This is a genomic window from Rickettsia rhipicephali str. 3-7-female6-CWPP (assembly GCF_000284075.1).
In the GTDB taxonomy this organism is placed as follows: domain Bacteria; phylum Pseudomonadota; class Alphaproteobacteria; order Rickettsiales; family Rickettsiaceae; genus Rickettsia; species Rickettsia rickettsii.
In genome coordinates, this window is the sequence record NC_017042.1 from 586,378 (window position 1) to 604,511 (window position 18,134).

The window sequence follows — 18,134 nt, forward strand, 5'->3', positions numbered from 1 at the left end:
ATATCTTTAAAATCAATTAACTTGTGAGAGGTAAAGTGGCGCCGATTACAGAACTTCATAAAAATATACAAGAAATTACAAAAGATTTACGAAAACATGATCCTCAAATACCTGATACCAGTAAAAAACCGTTAGCTTCTAGAGAAAATTTTGAAGATCTAATACATTCTGATTTAGGAAAGCCTGTACGAAATAAACCGCTTGCTTTTGATGAAGAGTTAAAGAAAAAAGTTCAAATCAGACAAGTAAAGGATTCTTTCGAGCAGCAAACAAAGAGTACAGAAGAAAAAATAGATAATCATGCAAAACGTATAGAAGAATTAAAGCAAAAACAGAAAGAACTAGAAGAGAGGAAAAAGGGGCTTGAAGAAAAAAAAGCTAATTCTAATATTACTAGAGAAGAAAGATGGAAAATCGCTGCAGAATTAGAAGCTATTAATAATCAATTTAAGGCTATAGAAAAAGAACATAATACTATTAATAGTGCTTCCGATAGAGAAAAAAAGTTTGATAATAAAAATAAACACTTAACTTCTACAAAAAGAGAGCCGACAGCTGCAGATTTACAGCAACAAGGAGCATTAGCAGCTATAAAACGTGTGAAAGAAGAGAAGATAAAGCAGCAGCAAGCAGAAGCTGTTAATCAATCTTCAAAAAATACTCTAACTATGCCTAGCGGTACTATACCGATGCCACCTCCAATGCCTGGAACCGGTATTCCTATTTCCCCATCGCCTCCGCCACCACCTATATCAATTCCAAAAACTATAAAAAAAGAGGCAAAGGATATTGGTAAACAAATGCCTCAAGGAGGAGATAAGCATAAAAAAGAACTAGCAAAAGCTATGAAAGCACGAAGAGAAAAAATAGAAAAGCAACACTCAGGAAGAGAAAGGTAATTATTATAGTATCATAATGGCTCTTTTTTCAAATTTTATCATAAAATGAGCTGTTAGGCTCTATGAAGATTTCTAAGAAGATTTAATTTTAGTTATTTTTTGCTGCAAATTATAAGTTTTTTTTGAAATAGGAGTAGCTATTCTTTTAAAAATCTTATTAATTTTTGCTAAAAAATACCTCAAAATAGCAAATCAATTAGAAATCTTCATAGAGCCTAGCGAATTAGAACGATTTTACAATTTAATTGCAGTTTAGCCCAAATTTTATCTGCAGTATATATAGGATAGCATGTAATTAATCCTAGGCTAATGCAAGCTCTGTCACCAAGAGATAAGCCAAATTGTTCTGTTTCTTTCTTTAAGCGTCCAATTTCTATAGCTTGATCAAAATCTAAGGCTACAATTTTATTTATTGAAGCTGAGATCATTTCTTTACTTTGAATAAAAGATATGTTCAATTTTTTATCTAGTTCAGCTACTACTTCTGCTATATTTACTGTAGACATAATAGATAACGGTAATAATTCTTCGACCTTGTCACTACCAGTTTCTGAGTTAAATAATGCAAGTAAAGCAGATGAATCTAAAATATATTTATTCATTATTAAATTCCTTTCTTCTTGATTCAATTAAAGAGTCAACTAATGATATGTTATCTTTATTTCTAGATTTTACTAATGCTTGAAATTCTTTAATTTTATTTTTTAGAGGAATCAATGTTAATTCTTTATCAAGTATTAGCATTAACTGATCTCCTGAAGCAAGATGTAATTGATCACGAATTTTTGCAGGAATATTTATCCTGCCATTTTCAGATATAGTAACTTTATATTCTAAGTGCATATTTTTAAAACGGTTAAAAATTGAATATATACCAAATATAAAATTTTATAATTAAAACTACAATAGTAAAATAAATATAAAAGATTTCTATATTGAAATTATGCTGTAGTTGTATTGCAAAAAAATCTTATAATTTGTAGACAAAAAGAGTAAAAATAGATTAAATTAATTTTCTTTCACACAGTCTAAATAGTTGGTATCATATGATGTTGCCACAAAAAGAAAATATTATATGTCTAATTCAGCTTTTTTAGTTGCATTTTTTACAACGATTATCCGTTATTATGATTATGCTCTATTCGGTTTATCGGCTAGTATTCTTGCACAAAATTTCTTACCTAATATAGAGCAGGATAAACAACTACTCGGTTTTTTTGCTATTCTTAGTGCAGCCGTTATAGTACGACCTTTAGGGTCCTTAATTTTTGGATTTATCGGAGATAAATACGGGCGTACTAAATCTATCAAGATATCAATGTTCATGAGTAGCATTTCTACCGGATTAATTGCTATTACTCCTTCCTTTGAGATAATAGGTATTTTTGCTACGGTAATACTAACATTATGTCGAATGTTTTTTTTAGCAAGCCTTGCTGGAGAAGTTGACGGAATAAAGGTTTATGTAGCTGAAAAAACAGGAGATAATCGGAAAAATTTAAATATAGGAATAGTTTCATGCTGTAGCCAAATAGGTGCATTACTTGCGGCTATAGCTTATTATTACGCTAGTAATTCCGATATCCAATATTTATGGCGTTTTAATTTCTTTATTGGTGCAATATTTGGTTTATTTGCTATTTTGATGAGAAATTTTTTTAAAGAAAGTAGCAAATTTTTAAGAACGTCATCAAAAAGTACCTTGCGGCAAATTATATGGAATAATAAACTATCCGTTATAATAGCATTACTAATAAACGGTGCTATTGGAGGAGTGTATCACTTTTTAGTAATTTTCTTAGGAGTTTTTTTAACAAAAATAGCTTTTATAAATCATCCTGAAATAAGATTTATGAATATAGCTCTTACTACTACCTATGGAATATCAGCTGTTTTTGCAGGGCTGTTTGCCGATAAAATAAACCCTTTAAGACAGATTACATGGGCTTTATTTGCCAGCATTATTGTTGCTTTAGGAATGCAAATAATGTTATACAAACAAATATTTAATATTCTCTATCCCGTTATATTAATAGGACTTGCAGCATTTTATGCAGTACCGCTACAAATTATTGTTCAATCCTTGTTTAAGACTAATGTTAAAATGAGGCTTTATAGTCTATCACATTCTTTGGGAGGTATTATTCTATCCTCCACTACTCCTTTCTTTAGTATGTTGTTATGGCAAAATTTTAAGTCACTATCTCTAACTTTAAGCTTTTTCATATTTTTGCTTATAATATTAATGAGTACAGTGTTGGTTTTACGTAGGATGTCATCCTCACAAAAGTAAAGCCTTGTTGCATAGCTCGAAAAACCTACTCAATGTCATCCCCGCGAAAGCGGGGATCTAGAAAAATAACTTCAATATTGATACAGAATTTACATATTTGACAAAATAAACACATAAAAAACTTGTTTTTTATGTGTTTTACTGGATTCCCGCCTCTGCGGGAATGACATAAACGAGCCATGCAACAAGACCCAAAAACAAGAATTAATTGCCTTAGATATTTCTTCCGTCTTTAACTGCAACCTGTAGGTTTTATGCTAGGACTACTTGAAGATTTGGAGCTTTGCTGTGCTTGTGTCCCAATTTGCTTCGCTTCTTTTGCTAAGTTTTCAAATTTGTCTTTTAAGCTTTTTGTAGTATTGCCTTTTAGCTTTAAATCGTGAGTTATTTCGTTAATATTTCAATTTTTCAGGAGTTGGATGATATATAGGCTCTTTAGATTGAGTATGTTTAGAATATTCTATTGTAAATTTTGTACGAGGTCTTATTAGTGCATTCTCTTTCCCTGTATCTTTCTGTTTTTCTTTCTCCCATTTATCCCATTCCGCTGGTGATGTCCAGTATCTTGTTATTTTACTATCAAAGCCTTGTTCAAATTTGTTTATTAAATTTTTGGTGCTATTCTCTTTAATTTCTTTACCTCGATTTTCAAACTCAAAATTTTTCTTAGGAGTTATATAGTCAAGTTGAGTATTTTCATGTTGTTTTTCTACAGTCTGTTTCTTTTCTTCTGTCCAGTATTTTTTGATTTTGCTGTCAGCGTCTGCTTCAAATTTTGCTATTCTATCTTTTATACCGGTAATTGCTCCTGTAGATATTTTAGGTTGATCTTGGGTTGATTGTTTAATATGTTTCGGAGATGTATTTTTAGATAATTCATAAGTCAAAGATTCTAAATTAGATAAATTCTTTTGAACTTTTTCTATATTGGAATTTAAATATTCTATTTTGGGTCCCTTATATTCTATTATATTTTTTAATGTGGTATTAATTTCTACAAAAGATTCTTTAATCTCTTTATTAAATTTATCATCATTATTACTTATCTTACTACAATTAGTAGAAATTTTTTGAAGTGTATCTAATATATCATTAATTCTCTCATCTTGTTGAGAAGTTGATACCATACTTGCTAAAAATTCACTTCTTCCTAAATTTCTATTAACATTACTTCAATATAGAGGTATAGTAGAGGCTTTAGTATAATCTTGTGGAAATTTATCGATCTCTTCTTTAAACCTCTTTAAGAACTTTATTGTATCATCGAATATAGGATGAGTATTCCAGGAAAGCGCAGGAGGAGTCGTTATTGCTTCCTGCATTGGATGAGTTATTGCCTCAACTTGTTTCGGGGATATATCTTTAGATAGCTTTTCATTTTGTAGCTCAGATATATAATCATCTACTACTTCTTTTAATTTATCTAAAACGGCACTATTTTGGGAAGGAGGCAGCATTCCGGTGTCATCCCACTCTAAATCAATATCAGTAGTTATCATTCCAGTATCATCCTGCTCTAAAGCGATATTATCGCTTCTACGCTCCTCACGAGGATCAGTTAGCTTATAGTAATTTTTATTTAATAAACGAGGAACACGTGAATTGTCGCTCTTTTCATATTCCTTAATTTCTTCAAATATACCTAGTGTCTTATAAATATTATCTATTTCTTCTTGAGTAAGTCTTTCATTGCTTACTTCTTTTTGTTGGATAGATTTTTGTAATTCTTTTATGGCCGTTAACTTATCTTTTGCTGTATTTGAATTTGATAAAATTTTCGCTTGTGCTAAATCAAGAGCTTCAATTAAATTAGTAGAGCTGTTTTTTCCAAATGTGATAGATAATTCTTCTTGACTTGAGCCTATTCCTGAATCAATAGAAGAAGATCTAGAAACGGTATTAGATTTAGGATTAATATTTGCCTGTTGTACATAAGATTTGCCGGCATCTATTAATATTTTATCAGTGAATTGTGCTAGTGCATTAAATGAATTTTCTAGTTTTGCAAAAAGTTCTGTTGAGGAATGTACTATTGCCAGTGATAATTTAGGTATAGCATCTTCAGGTATAGTTTCTAAAGAAGGAGAATATTTACCTGTTTTTTTTTAGTACCGATATTTTGCTTGATTAAATTTGATATATTTTTAAATTTATTTGCTAATTCTTCAGATAATAATATCAATCTTGTTATTACTTCCGGCATATAAGACTAGAGCCTCCTTTATATTTTGCGAGATATTATCTGCATGATCTATTAACAACATCTTATATTGTAAATCTAATTCGCTTGAATGATTAGTATTACGGAAGTAATTTTTGTTTACTGATATACTTTTGCTGAGTATATTTTTAGAAGCTTCTATAAGTGCTTTTGCCCCTGTCTCTTCTTTATTTTTTAACTTCTCAAATAAATTTTGTAAACCATCTGAAAAATCCCCGGCATTATCAAGGTATAAAAATTTACTTCTTATAATCTCTTGTGCTTTTTGATTGGAAGCTTGTTGCACTTTTTGTTTCCCTTGCATTACTCCTAGAATGATATTTTTATCTAATGAATTAATCACATCATAAAAATTTTTTATTTCATCTAATTTTTCTCTAGGCTCTTTTATTTTTTGTAATCTCTCTCTTAATTCTTGAAATTTATCCCATTCATGTTGTTCAAGAAAAAATCCCTCTATTTTTGTATTTTTAGTATTAGGGCTTTCTCCGCTACTCAGGGTTTTATTTCTAGCTGCCTGTAATCTAGATGGTTGATGAGAGTTGATATTATTAATCAAATCTAAAATTTCTTTTGATGTCTTATTAAATTCTTCATTATTAGTTGGATTTTTGATTGTTTCTTGAACTGCTTCCCTTAACTTGATTATTTTTTCTTTAAGGCTAAGCTCTACTTTTTGTTGACCGTGTGTTATAGCTTGTTCGTTTTTTTGTGAGGTAAGTACTTTTTTATCTTGCTGTATATTTAAGCTCTTTTTTCCTACTTGCTGAACAGCTTCTTCCATCAATTGCAGTAGATTAATATTGCCCTTTATTTCTAGTTGTTGCTCATTAGTGATCGGTAATGGATTACTTAGTCTTAATAATGCTGAAAAATCTGAAGGGGATATGAGGACATCAAGTTGAGCCTTTGTTTTTCTACCTTTTCCGTCTTCCTTCAAGCCTTCAATTTTACCAATACTAATAGGTAGATTTTTTAAATAAATTTCTTTACTAGCACCCTGTATATTTTTATCATTTGCTACTTTGAAGTGAGCTTGTTGCTGAGAAACATACGGTCTCGGCGTTCTAGGGTCTATTTTGTTTATTAGAGCTTCTACAAAATTAGTTGTACGTGTTATAGCTAGTTTATCTGTTTCTAAAATATTATTTAAATTAGTATTTTTTATTAAATAAAAATTTCTTATTAGCCGGTCTAATTCATTCTTATGTTTCATAATTTCCCTCTATTAACAAAAATAAACCAAAATGTAATACCATTTATGTTCAATTAACAATACTAATAATTAGTATTAATTCAATATTTTAAATCTTGTTGCATTTGTGCTTCAATAATATAATTATATCATTTATTTTATCGTCTCAATGAGTTTTTTAACTCCCTCGACTGATTTATCAAATAGTGCTTTTTCCTCTGCGGTTAACTGTAGTTCTATTACTTTTAGAACACCTTCTTTACCGATCATAATAGGCACTCCGACATATAAATCATGTACGCCGTACTCACCTTGTAAATGAGCGGCACAAGTTAGAATCTGACGTTTATCTTTTAAATATGACTCAAGCATTTCTATTGCTGAGGCTGCAGGAGCATAATAAGCAGAACCTGTTTTAAGTAATGCAACAATCTCACCGCCGCCGTTTCTAGTACGATCGATTATTTTTTCAATATTTTCATTACTTGATAAGCCCATTTTTATCAAGTCAGGTATCGGCACGCCTGATATTGTAGAATATCTTGCAAGAGGTACCATAGCATCGCCGTGACCGCCGAGAACCGTGCTATTAACATTGCTAACCGATACTTTAAACTCTTCAGCAAGAAAAAGATTAAATCTTGATGAGTCAAGTACTCCTGCCATACCGATTACTTTATTGTGAGGCAATCCGCTTTCTTTAAGCATGACATATACCATAACATCAAGTGGATTGGTAATTACTATTACAAAGGCATCAGGAGCGTATTTTTTAACATTTGCTGCAACCGTTTTCATAATACCGGTGTTAATGCTAATTAAATCGTCTCTACTCATCCCTGGTTTTCTTGGTAAACCGGCAGTAATAATTATGGCATCAGATCCTTCAATATCTTTATAGTTGTTTGTGCCTTTTATTTTGATATCAGACCCGGTTATTGTACCGGCTTGCATGAGATCCAATGCTTTTCCTTGCGGTACTCCTTCAGTCACATCAAATAACACGATATTGCCGAGTTCTCTAAGGATAATTAAGTGAGCAAGCGTACCACCTATGTTACCGCTACCTATTAATGAGATTTTTGGATTTTGTTTCATTACTTCCTCTACAAATGTTAAATATGCCTATTACTATATTACAAATAGATTCAAGAAAAAAGAATTTTTAAATTATATTGTTAATTGGTTAATTCATAAAAATTAACCATTCACATTGATTTTATTAAAATAGATTAATATAATGCTGAGTCGAAAATACCATGAAACATGGAATTTTAATAAAATAACTAAAAAAATAATTATGCCTAAAATTTCTAAGTTAATAAATATTTTTAAATCTTGTATAGGAAAGGGGAGTAATGCAAAAGAATGTAAAATCGCTCCAGAGAAATGTTTCATGATTTACGCATTAGTATTAACAATAGTCTTAATAGTAAAACAGTAAAGATGTTAGTTTTGATACGGTAGATAGCCCAGAAAACAAAAGTACCCTACATTATGTAACTGACTTAGCAGACCTTAAAGAGTAACTGCAAAAAGGTATTGATCCTAATATACAAGATGAGAATGGTGATACTGCTTTAGAGGTTACAGGTAATTTTAAAAAAGCCAAAATGTTACTTGAATATGGTGCTACGGTGAATGACTATAAACAGATGGGTGAAGTATTACATTACTGTGGTCGTAACTCAGTAGAAAACAAAATTATTCTTTCACTATTAATGCATAACAATGCTAATACTAATTTTACAAAAGCAAATTTAGTAAGACAATGTAAAGAACCGCATGAAGAGGCAGAGCGATTAATAAAACAAATTGAAAAAATAGAGGGCTTAATATATCAAAGTAAAGAAGTAGAGACGTTAAGAGTATATGTTGACAGATTACAGAGCTTAAAAAATAAATATGAAAAAGCAAAGGATAGTATAGCCAAGCTGTTTTAAAAATAATATTAGATTATATTAAAAATCAATAGAGTGATGGTTTAAAAGCTAAACTTGTTATTACTTGTCAAAATCTAGGGTTAATCGACGATTATTCGGAAGTAGCTCAAGAAAATGCAGTATATAAGTGCTTGGATGAGGCTTTTGATTTGCTTGATCAAGGATTAATAGGAGTGGATGTTCAAAATACAGTAGTTTGATTCATAGCATCAAGCAATTTTTGAAAAGCACTGGTCATTCCTGTTCAGCATTGTATGCATGGAGCGTTTTATGTCATTCCCGCTTAGGTGGAAATCTAGTAAAACCTATAAAAATTTGTTTTTTTAGGTTTATTTTTTAATAAATAACTTCTATATCGATATTTGAAGTTATTTTGCTAGATCTACGCAACAAGGCTGAGCTAGGAATGACATCATACGCCTTTTCTGAGTCATGCAACAACGCCTACCTACGTAGCTCATGAAGATTAGGGATCAACGCAAGCAAGCCTTCACAGGAATGGATATCCTTATCAACGTTGTATCATCTTATTATAATATTTCGATAAAACTTTCACGCCATATAGCCATAATAGACATACGATAATAAAACTAAACATCAATAAACCAGCTATGTCGTTATGTACGGCGTTCGGGAAAATACTAAAGGATATGAATTGAATAATAGCACCTATTGATTTACCGATTTTAGCACCCATAACATCAACTGCAGCTTTACCTTTGGTCTTCATTTCACTATCGAGCGGAATATATACCATTTCTTTAGTAGCATCAAAAAGTGAATATTTTACGGATTTAGAAAGTATATGCCAAAGTCCGCCGATAAAAACTATAACGACAAGCGGCGCACTACTATAGCCGAGAGTATTTACGATATTTCCTAGGTGATTTTCAAAAACCGTGAATGAAAAGAACATAACACCTGCTCCGAACATCATAATCGGTGTTATAATAGCTCCCCAAAACCAGCCGCATATTCTAATTAAACTACTGCCTAAAAACGCACTAACTAATGTGAGTACTCCCGTCCAAAAAAACACTGTACCGTGATAGGCTATAAAATCCTTTGTAGCGGGATAGAGTTGCTTTACTTTGGACATCCATAATCCTTCTATTAGGCTAATACTCATAGAATAAGACATTACAAGAAGACAAATAAAACCGAGATATCTAGAAGTTAATATTACTTTTGCACTTTTGACCAAGCTTAATTTTAATATATCCGTTCTTTGGTTTTTAAACTTAATATTTTTGTCAGCTTCTACGACTGATTTATCAATAAGTTTATGAAGAGCTAGACAAATGAATCCGGATATTAAAATAACCGTAATAAATGATTTTAAAAGAATTTCATTTGTATCGTTTAGATGAGAAAATAAAGGTAATAAGAAATGCTCACTCTTAGCAAAATAAATAATTACGGTTCCTGAGATAAGTAAATTAGTTTGTCCGAATAAAGTAAAAAATGAGTAAAATCTTGGTGCTTCTTCGACTTTAGTAATTTTATTTGCAAGCTGCCAATATAAAAGAGTAAAGACTATAACCGGCCATAACTCTCCCATAATATAAAATAATACCAAACTCCACTGTCCCCAAATTATTAAAAACCATTTTAAGTGAGGAAGAACAGTGAGATAGTGCTTAATTAATTCGGGATCGGGATGAACAAACTCTCTGTACGGAAATAAAATAAAACCAAAAATTGCGAAGAAAAATAAAAAAGTACCGGTAATTATCCTAAAAACTTGCTCTGTTGTCATAATATTACAGAGTTTAGAATAAAAAATAACAAATAAAATTCCCATCGGCATTTCGCCCCAAAGTTTGATAAAACTCAATACTTCCGAGCTAATTAAGGTAACCACAAAACTATCTTTAATACTACGAACTAAGTTTTGATTAAGTAGAATAAAAAACATTAGTAAAGCCATCGGGATAAACTTGGTTAATTCATACGATCTAATCGGCCATACTATATGCCTAAATTTACTGTTTCTGGCTTTATTCCAAAGTGTGAAATTAGAATCCACGCTATCCATTGATTTACTATGAGCTTATTTTTTTAGTACCGGATAGTTTTTAAAAATGTTATGTTTTTGCAAGGCTTAGAGCTTTATATATGTCATTCCCGCATATGCATATGCGGGAATGACCTCAAACGTTTTTCAGAAACTGTCCGGCTATATTATTTTTTGCACCCTAGACTATAATAAAAACTATGTCAAGATTTTTTAAAATAGTCTCATATATTGTTGTTAATTACATTTGTTATACTCAATCGCTGCTTTAATAAACTGAATAAATAACGGATGAGCTTCAAAAGGTTTAGATTTAAATTCCGGATGAAATTGTACTCCTACGAACCAACGCAGTAGCGGTAGTTCAATTATTTCTACAATCTCTTTATCTTTTGAAAAACCGCTAAATACTATTCCGTGTTTTTCAAAAATATTTTGAAATTCATTATTAAATTTATATCTATGACGATGTCTCTCATTTATTTCAAGGCTTTTATAAGCATTAGCTGCAATGGTACTTGCGACCAAACTACAAGGATAAGAGCCGAGCCTCATAGTCTTTTTTACATTTTCAATTGTTATTTTTGAGTCTTCACAGTTTTTATTTATTTTCTCAATAATTTTTGTACCGTCTACTTGAAATTCTTCCGTTACTGCATCTTTAATACCGATTAAATTCTGAGCTATTTCGATCGTCGCAAGTTGCATACCGAAACATATTCCAAAAAAAGGTATGTTATTAGTACGGGCATATTTTATTGCTATAATTTTTCCTTTAGTCGCCCGTTCTCCAAATCCGCCTGGTACTAAAATCCCATCTATATCTAATAATTTTTTATTAATATTCTCTTCAGTTAGATTTTCAGCATTTATCCATACTAAATCAATTTTGTATTTGTAATAAATACCTGCATGATCAAGTGCCTCGATTACTGATTTATAAGCATCTTTTAATTTATGATATTTAGCTATTATAGCGATTCTTACTTTTGAATTAGAATCTTTTAGCCTATTAATTATATCATGCCATTTATCTAATTTAGACGGCATGGCATTAATATTAAAAAATTTTAATACTTTATTGTCAAGACCTGAATTATGATATGCAATCGGTACTAAATATATATTTTTTTGATCTATTGCCGGAACAACATACTCAGATTCTATATTACAAAATAAAGCTATTTTATCTATTTCGCCTTTTGAAATGTTACGTTCTGCACGACACACTAGTATATTAGGTGAAATACCTATAGCGCGTAATGCTTTAACTGAGTGTTGGGTAGGTTTTATTTTTAATTCACGGGCGGTTTTAACATAAGGTAATAATGTTAAATGAATAAATAAACAATTTTCGCTTTCTTAATTTGTTACCAATTTGCCTTATAGCTTCAAAAAACGGTAGACCTTCAATATCACCGACTGTACCGCCTATTTCACAAATAATGAAATCAAAACCCTTGGTGTTTGAAAATATAAAATCTTTTATTATATTTGTAACATGTGGGATGACTTGAACAGTAACGCCGGCGTAATTTCCTAAACGTTCATCTTTAAGTAATTTTGAGTATATCGTACCTGTTGTGATGCTATCAAATTTGCATGCGGCAACTCCGGTAAAACGTTCATAATGTCCAAGATCTAGATCGGTTTCTGCTCCGTCATCGGTTACATATACCTCACCATGTTCGTGAGGATTCATAGTTCCCGGGTCAATGTTAAGATAAGGGTCTAGTTTTCGTACACTGACTCTAAAACCTTTCGCTTGCAATAGCATAGCAAGAGATGCTGCCGTTAGACCTTTACCGAGTGATGAAACAACACCGCCGGTAACAAAAATGAAATGTACCATTATTATAAACCTAGTTTACTAATATTTTCGTAAAATTTTACTGCTTTTTTTAAGTCTTCTTCCGTATCTACGGAAATAGGAACATTCTCAACTAAACATGTACCTATAGTCATGCCGTTTTCAAGGACACGTAATTGTTCTAAACATTCTGTTTTTTCTAAAAAAGTTGGCTTAAGAGATACAAATTTTTCTAAAGCGTTTTTACGAAAACCATACATGCCTACATGATATAAAAATTCTTCTGCGCCGTTTGGGATAAGACTACGCGAAAAATACAACGCTGTCCCCGCCGAGTCAACCGCTACGGTAACATTACTACTAGCTTCCACTGATTCCCTATCTACTTTTACTATCGGTGTAACAATATCGTATTCGCTGTTTTTTAAATATTCTATAATTTTCAAAATAGAGCTAGGTTCAATGAAAGGCATATCTCCCTGTACATTAACTATGTAATTAATGTTTTGATTATTTGGAATTAATTTAAAAGCTTCATAAGTACGATCAGTACCGGTTGGGATAGCACTATCCGTGAACATTACTTTTCCTCCGACTTTTTTAATAACGCTTGCTATCTCTTCCGAGTCGGTCGCAACATATGTATGCTCAAGGCCCGCTTGATTTACTTGTTTGAATACCCGCTCGATTAAAGTTATAGAGCCGATAAGCTGCAGCGGTTTTTGTTTAAGCCTAGTTGAACTTAGCCTTGAGGGGATAATTATAGCCACGTCCTGATGCTGCATAAACTTCCTACATTTAAATTAAAAAATAATTGTTGACAGATTAGCCTTTTTCGGCGATAAAGTAAAACATAATTTTTGAATATATGCAATATATTTAAGAGCTCGTAGCTCAGTCGGTAGAGCATTTGACTTTTAATCAAAGGGTCCCGGGTTCGAATCTCGGCGAGCTCACCATACTTCTTACACTGTGGGTTTGTAGCTCAGCTGGTTAGAGCACACGCCTGATAAGCGTGAGGTCGGAAGTTCAAGTCTTCTCAAACCCACCATTCAATCCGCTACAACAATAAAATCTGTATTATCATAATTATAAATCAAGGTAATCATTTATTAATATTGCTAAGTTAGGATGATATTGTCAAACTAAGGTTTAGATTATGAAAAAATACAAATTTACTGAAAAAGAACAAGAAATACTAGATTATTTTGAACAAGATGAGCTTTTAGAGTTACCTAAAAAAGAACTAGAGAGCCAAAAAAATATAGCTAAAATTGCCGCAGCTAATTTTTTTAAAAAATCGGAAAGAATGAATATTAGATTGCTGTTATACGATTTAAATCATATAAAAAGAATTGCAGCACAAGAAAGAATGCCTTATCAAACTCTTATTGCTAGTGTTGTTGTACAAAAATACGCGTCCGGATATTTAAAATTAGATAAACTTAGTTAATCAATACTTTTTTTATATAAATAACATTTTTTTCTCAATGAGTCTTTTTAGAGGTAGACAAAGGTTAGAGGGTAAATTATCAAGAGCAAACCACTACCAGCTTGCTACTTTATGAGGCTCAAGATTCTGTAATTCATGCTCATTTAAACAATGAGCTTTAAGGAAAATCAAGACTTAATGCTTTTGTTCTTTTTCAAAAATATCGTTAGTCACCGCTATAAATTGTGGGTTTTCAATGATCAGATTTGTTTCTTCTAAAACTTCACGGATAGCACATTCTTCAAATGTTTCTCCAAATTCTAAATGTCCACCGACAGGAGCATAACTAGACTCACCATGGGAACTAATACAAATTTCATTCCTATTGTTAAAGATTAAAATACCGATACCGATGCGTAGGTGGTTAGTCATATCTAACTATTAACTCTGGATTGACTTATTAATAATTAATATCGTATGTTAGCTTCTAAAGCAAACAAAAAAATATTGCTTATTTAAATACCGTGAGCTATTTGTAGATTATATTTAATATTTACCTGTAGTTATGAATTCTACCAATCAATTACAAAATAGTAGCTTAACTAATTCTTGGCTTAGGCTTGGTATTTTATCCTTGGGATTTGCGGGTTTATATTCAATTATTTTGGTGGTACTACGTACTCCGCAATTATCAAGCTTTTTCCCAAATCCGCATATTTTCAAATCTGCTTTAATTATTCATGTTAATTTATCGGTATTGATTTGGTTATTGTCCGTTACGGCTAGTGTTTGGGGGGGTGAAACGTCATTGCGAGGAGAGGCGCAGCCTCGACGCGGCAATCTCATGAAACAATACAAAATTCCTGAGATTGCCACGCTCTCTACGTTCGCTCGCAATGACGTGTTTCGCCTTTACCCCAAACTTGCTTTTCTAGCTACTCTTCTAATCACCATCTCCCCAATAGCCGGGCATAATCCGGTGATGAATAATTATATACCGATGCTTGAAAATATCGTATTTATTTTGGGGTTAAGCTTATTTGGTGTTACGTTGCTATTGTACGCTATAAATATTTTATATTTCTTCGATTGGACAAACTTAAATAGTCTAGTTAATTTTACCGTATTATCGACTATTATAATGTTTATTTTAAGCTGTGTTTGTTTTGGATGGTCTTATAATGGCTTGCAAAACATCATTCAAATTATTCCAATCGAGATAGAATTTTATTATGAATTACTTTTTTGGAGCGGAGGTCATTTACTGCAATTTATATATACTCAAATATTAATATTTATTTGGGTTAGTTTATTTAGAAAGTTAATAGCTAGAGAATTGAAATTTCAAAAATTCTATCTTTTCTTACTTTATTTAAATTTTATTTTCGGAATTCTTACACTTTTCGGTCATGTATTTTATGATATTATCGATGGAGCCTTCAAAGTATTCTATACAAATCATATGAAATATCTAGGCGGCATTGCTCCTGTTTTATGTTTAATAGGTATGGGGGTTGAGTTGGTGTGGGTATTTGTCATCCCGCGATTTGATCGCGAGATCCAAACAAAATATCAGAATAATGTTATAGATCTCGCGATCAAGCTGCGGGATGACACGGTTACAATAAATGACAGAGTAATCAAAACCATCTTACTTTGCTCTATTACTTTATTCTTACTTGGCGGGCTTATAGCAATGAATATCACAGGTATAAATGTAGCAATTCCTGCTCATTATCACGGGTCTATAGTAGGGATTAGCATTGCTTGTATGGGGTGTAGTTATTTGGGTATTGGGAGGTATCAACGTCATTGCGAGCGACTAAAAAGAGCGTGGCAATCTCATGAGGTAATACAAAAACTCCCTAGATTGCCGCGTCGGCACTTCGTGCCTCCTCACAATGACAATATTATTAATTTTACATTTTACCTCCTAACATTCGGGCAGATTCTGCACATACTAGGTCTAGCATTCGCCGGTGGTTATGGTGTTATGCGGAAAGACCCAAATAGTGTAATGCCGATGTCAGCTAAGCTATTAATGGGAATGATGAGTGGAGGAGGGTTTATTGCTATAGTAGGCGGCTTGATGTTTGTATATATTTGTGTTAAAGTAATGTTTTTTAAAAGTATAAAACTAGCACATGAGTAAACCAACTAGAGAAGAAGCTAAAGAGGCAGTAAGAACGTTACTAAAATTCATTGGTGAAGATCCAAGCAGAGAAGGGCTGCTTAAAACGCCTGATAGAGTAATTAATAGCTACGCAGAAATATTTTCCGGTTATGGAAAGGATGTAGCAAAAATATTAAATACCAAGTTTTATGAAACTTGTAATTTTCAAGATTTTATCTTACTGAATATAAAATTTACTTCTTTCTGTGAACATCATATATTACCTTTTAACGGTACAGTAGATATAGCTTATGTTCCTGATAATTGTATTGTCGGCATAAGTAAGCTAGCACGAATAGTAAATATTTTTGCTAGAAGACTACAAATCCAAGAAAAAATGACGGTACAGATAGCAGAAAGCGTGCAGGAGAATTTAAAGCCGCTTGGCGTTGCCGTTAAGATTTCTGCTGTACATAGCTGTATGTCAATGCGTGGCGTAATGCAAGATAATAGCGTTATGAATACCATGCATTATACGGGTATATTTGCCGAACAGCAGAAATATCGTCATGAGTTTTTAAACCTTACTGCTAAAAGATGATACGTTATTAATATCATTTCTGCGGAAGCGGGAATCCAGTAATTTTGTCATACCGCGACTTGATCGCGGTATCCAGAAAAAAATTTAAAAAAATTGGATCCCGTGGTCTCAAGCCACGGGATGACAAAATAAATGATTATAAATATAGCAAGAAAGTAAATAAAATATGTTATTATCAAAATATTTTTTACCTGTGTTAAAGGAAGAGCCAAGTGAAGCTCAAGTAACTTCGCATAAATTAATGCTTAGAAGCGGAATGATTAGGCAGCAAGCAGCAGGGATTTATACTTGGCTTCCGCTTGGCTTAAAAGTATTGAAGAATATCGAGAATATAGTACGCTTAAATATGAATAAAGCGGGAGCTTTGGAAATTCTAATGCCTTGCATTCAGCCGGCACATTTATGGATGGAATCGGGACGTTTTGATAATTACGGTAAAGAAATGCTGAAATTTCAAGATCGCCACGATAATACTTTGCTATTCAGTCCTACTAACGAAGATATGATTACGGATATTTTTCGTCATAATATTAAGTCATATAAGGATTTGCCGAAAAATCTTTATCATATCCAATGGAAATTTCGTGATGAGATTAGACCTCGTTTTGGTGTTATGAGAGGACGAGAGTTTTTAATGAAAGATGCTTATTCTTTTGATATAAATAAAGAAAATGCCGTTAAAACCTATAATCAAATGTATAAGGCTTATATCAATGCTTTCAGGGATTTAGGTGTGTTTGCTATCCCTGTTATTGCCGATAACGGTCCGATCGGTGGCAATTTAAGCCATGAGTTTCATATAATCGCTGAAACTGGTGAAAGTACTATTTATTACGATAAAAAATTTAAGACATTAAAAGATAATCCTGATATCGATGTAGAGGAAATTAAAAGTTGGTACGCGGCAGCTGAAGAAAAACATGAAGTAAATAAATTACCTATATCTGAACAAGAAATAACCAGCAGTAAGGGAATAGAAGTTGGGCATATTTTTTATATAGGCTCAAAATATTCGGTTAATATGAATGCACTTATTAATGATGAGCATGGTAAACTAACTCCTATAGAAATGAGTTCTTACGGCATAGGCATTTCAAGGTTAGTTGCGGCTATCATAGAAGCAAATTGCGATGAGAAAGGTATCATATGGCCTTCTAGCGTTGCTCCTTTCAAAGTTTCTCTAATTAATTTAAATATTCATGATAGTAAATGCGTAGAGCTTGCGGAAATGGCTTATAAAGAGCTATCAGATAAAAATATAGAAGTGTTATATGACGATACCGAAGCACGTCCAGGCAGTAAATTTGCAACGCATGATCTTATAGGCTCACCTTATCAAATTATAATTGGTCCTAAAAAAGCCGCAAATAATATTGTTGAATTAAAAGATCGTAAAAGTGGTGTTATAGAAGATATTGAGGTAGGTAGTTCTAATGAGTGTATTGTAAAATAAAGAGATATACGTCATTACGAGGAAATTGCATAGCAATTGATGAGGCAATCTCAGGAGTTTGTTATTATTTCATGAGATTGTCACGCAGTCTACGGCTGTTCGCAATGACGATTTTGGAGTCATGCAATAAGGCTAATACCCTATGGGAATGATATAG

General features: G+C 32.1%; 17 protein-coding genes, 2 tRNA genes and 3 pseudogenes. 11 read left to right on the forward strand and 11 right to left on the reverse strand.

Annotation, left to right across the window (positions count from 1 at the left end; translation table 11 throughout):
- Window positions 1-23 precede the first annotated feature (23 nt).
- The gene (locus MCC_RS10210) at window positions 24-899 is read left to right on the forward strand and encodes a hypothetical protein (RefSeq protein WP_231288758.1); all 876 of its coding nucleotides are present in this window, start codon (window positions 24-26) and stop codon (window positions 897-899) included.
- A 215-nt stretch (window positions 900-1,114) separates the two neighbouring features.
- On the opposite strand, the gene MCC_RS03205 is transcribed toward MCC_RS10210, so the two are convergent.
- Window positions 1,115-1,501, reverse strand: a complete 387-nt coding sequence (locus tag MCC_RS03205; RefSeq protein ID WP_014408513.1) for a type II toxin-antitoxin system VapC family toxin — start codon at window positions 1,499-1,501, stop codon at window positions 1,115-1,117.
- Window positions 1,494-1,742 carry an AbrB/MazE/SpoVT family DNA-binding domain-containing protein gene (locus tag MCC_RS03210; RefSeq protein WP_010977150.1) on the reverse strand — a complete coding sequence of 83 codons (249 nt, stop codon included), beginning with the start codon at window positions 1,740-1,742 and terminating at the stop codon, window positions 1,494-1,496. Before MCC_RS03210 ends, MCC_RS03205 begins: the two co-directional genes overlap by 8 nt.
- 232 nt (window positions 1,743-1,974) lie before the next feature.
- Between MCC_RS03210 and MCC_RS03215 the strand changes: the two genes are divergently transcribed.
- Window positions 1,975-3,192, forward strand: coding sequence for an MFS transporter (locus MCC_RS03215; protein ID WP_014408514.1), 1,218 nt, complete (start codon window positions 1,975-1,977; stop codon window positions 3,190-3,192).
- A gap of 213 nt (window positions 3,193-3,405) precedes the next feature.
- On the opposite strand, the pseudogene MCC_RS07850 reads toward MCC_RS03215, so the two are convergent.
- The 3 genes and pseudogenes from MCC_RS07850 to MCC_RS08905 form a co-directional block, all read right to left on the reverse strand.
- Window positions 3,406-3,589 (reverse strand): annotated as a pseudogene (locus MCC_RS07850) (hypothetical protein).
- On the reverse strand, window positions 3,585-4,319 hold the full coding sequence (locus MCC_RS07210; protein ID WP_014408515.1) for a hypothetical protein: 735 nt from the start codon (window positions 4,317-4,319) through the stop codon (window positions 3,585-3,587). The pseudogene MCC_RS07850 and the gene MCC_RS07210 overlap by 5 nt, the downstream one beginning before the upstream one ends.
- A gap of 45 nt (window positions 4,320-4,364) precedes the next feature.
- Window positions 4,365-4,691, reverse strand: a complete 327-nt coding sequence (locus MCC_RS08905) for a hypothetical protein (RefSeq protein WP_014408516.1) — start codon at window positions 4,689-4,691, stop codon at window positions 4,365-4,367.
- A 232-nt stretch (window positions 4,692-4,923) separates the two neighbouring features.
- Between MCC_RS08905 and MCC_RS10845 the strand changes: the two genes are divergently transcribed.
- Entirely contained in the window at window positions 4,924-5,046 is a 123-nt protein-coding gene (locus MCC_RS10845; RefSeq protein ID WP_014408517.1) for a hypothetical protein, read from the forward strand.
- Window positions 5,047-5,130: 84 nt separating this feature from the next.
- Entirely contained in the window at window positions 5,131-5,301 is a 171-nt protein-coding gene (locus MCC_RS09450; protein ID WP_196792973.1) for a hypothetical protein, read from the forward strand.
- A 56-nt stretch (window positions 5,302-5,357) separates the two neighbouring features.
- On the opposite strand, the gene MCC_RS10215 is transcribed toward MCC_RS09450, so the two are convergent.
- Window positions 5,358-6,629: a hypothetical protein gene (locus tag MCC_RS10215; protein ID WP_014408518.1), complete on the reverse strand. Its 1,272-nt coding sequence runs from the start codon at window positions 6,627-6,629 to the stop codon at window positions 5,358-5,360.
- A gap of 132 nt (window positions 6,630-6,761) precedes the next feature.
- The gene (mdh, locus tag MCC_RS03250; protein WP_014408519.1) at window positions 6,762-7,706 is read right to left on the reverse strand and encodes a malate dehydrogenase; all 945 of its coding nucleotides are present in this window, start codon (window positions 7,704-7,706) and stop codon (window positions 6,762-6,764) included.
- A 515-nt stretch (window positions 7,707-8,221) separates the two neighbouring features.
- Here mdh and MCC_RS07215 point away from each other — a divergent pair.
- The gene (locus MCC_RS07215; protein WP_014408521.1) at window positions 8,222-8,551 is read left to right on the forward strand and encodes a hypothetical protein; all 330 of its coding nucleotides are present in this window, start codon (window positions 8,222-8,224) and stop codon (window positions 8,549-8,551) included.
- Between the two features lie 511 nt (window positions 8,552-9,062).
- On the opposite strand, the gene tlc2 is transcribed toward MCC_RS07215, so the two are convergent.
- The 3 genes and pseudogenes from tlc2 to MCC_RS03275 form a co-directional block, all read right to left on the reverse strand.
- Window positions 9,063-10,589: a nucleotide exchange transporter Tlc2 gene (gene tlc2 / locus MCC_RS03265; protein WP_014408522.1), complete on the reverse strand. Its 1,527-nt coding sequence runs from the start codon at window positions 10,587-10,589 to the stop codon at window positions 9,063-9,065.
- A 216-nt stretch (window positions 10,590-10,805) separates the two neighbouring features.
- A pseudogene (locus tag MCC_RS03270) lies at window positions 10,806-12,420 on the reverse strand (CTP synthase).
- Between the two features lie 2 nt (window positions 12,421-12,422).
- On the reverse strand, window positions 12,423-13,163 hold the full coding sequence (locus tag MCC_RS03275) for a 3-deoxy-manno-octulosonate cytidylyltransferase (protein WP_014408523.1): 741 nt from the start codon (window positions 13,161-13,163) through the stop codon (window positions 12,423-12,425).
- Between the two features lie 98 nt (window positions 13,164-13,261).
- Between MCC_RS03275 and MCC_RS03280 the strand changes: the two genes are divergently transcribed.
- The 3 genes from MCC_RS03280 (at window position 13,262) to MCC_RS03290 (ending at window position 13,831) form a co-directional block, all read left to right on the forward strand.
- Window positions 13,262-13,337, forward strand: a tRNA-Lys gene (locus MCC_RS03280).
- Between the two features lie 15 nt (window positions 13,338-13,352).
- Window positions 13,353-13,429: transfer RNA gene (locus tag MCC_RS03285), tRNA-Ile, on the forward strand.
- Between the two features lie 108 nt (window positions 13,430-13,537).
- On the forward strand, window positions 13,538-13,831 hold the full coding sequence (locus MCC_RS03290) for a hypothetical protein (protein ID WP_014408524.1): 294 nt from the start codon (window positions 13,538-13,540) through the stop codon (window positions 13,829-13,831).
- A 93-nt stretch (window positions 13,832-13,924) separates the two neighbouring features.
- Here the strand turns inward: MCC_RS03290 and MCC_RS03295 are convergent.
- Window positions 13,925-14,242 (reverse strand): annotated as a pseudogene (locus MCC_RS03295) (nucleotide triphosphate diphosphatase NUDT15).
- Between the two features lie 133 nt (window positions 14,243-14,375).
- On the opposite strand from MCC_RS03295, the gene MCC_RS03300 reads away from it, so the two are divergent.
- The 3 genes from MCC_RS03300 (at window position 14,376) to proS (ending at window position 17,977) form a co-directional block, all read left to right on the forward strand.
- Complete coding sequence (locus MCC_RS03300; protein WP_014408526.1) at window positions 14,376-15,962, forward strand: cbb3-type cytochrome c oxidase subunit I; 1,587 nt, start codon at window positions 14,376-14,378, stop codon at window positions 15,960-15,962.
- The gene (gene folE / locus MCC_RS03305) at window positions 15,955-16,524 is read left to right on the forward strand and encodes a GTP cyclohydrolase I FolE (protein ID WP_012152713.1); all 570 of its coding nucleotides are present in this window, start codon (window positions 15,955-15,957) and stop codon (window positions 16,522-16,524) included. Before MCC_RS03300 ends, folE begins: the two co-directional genes overlap by 8 nt.
- A 166-nt stretch (window positions 16,525-16,690) precedes the next feature.
- Complete coding sequence (gene proS, locus MCC_RS03310) at window positions 16,691-17,977, forward strand: proline--tRNA ligase (protein ID WP_014408527.1); 1,287 nt, start codon at window positions 16,691-16,693, stop codon at window positions 17,975-17,977.
- Window positions 17,978-18,134 lie beyond the last annotated feature (157 nt).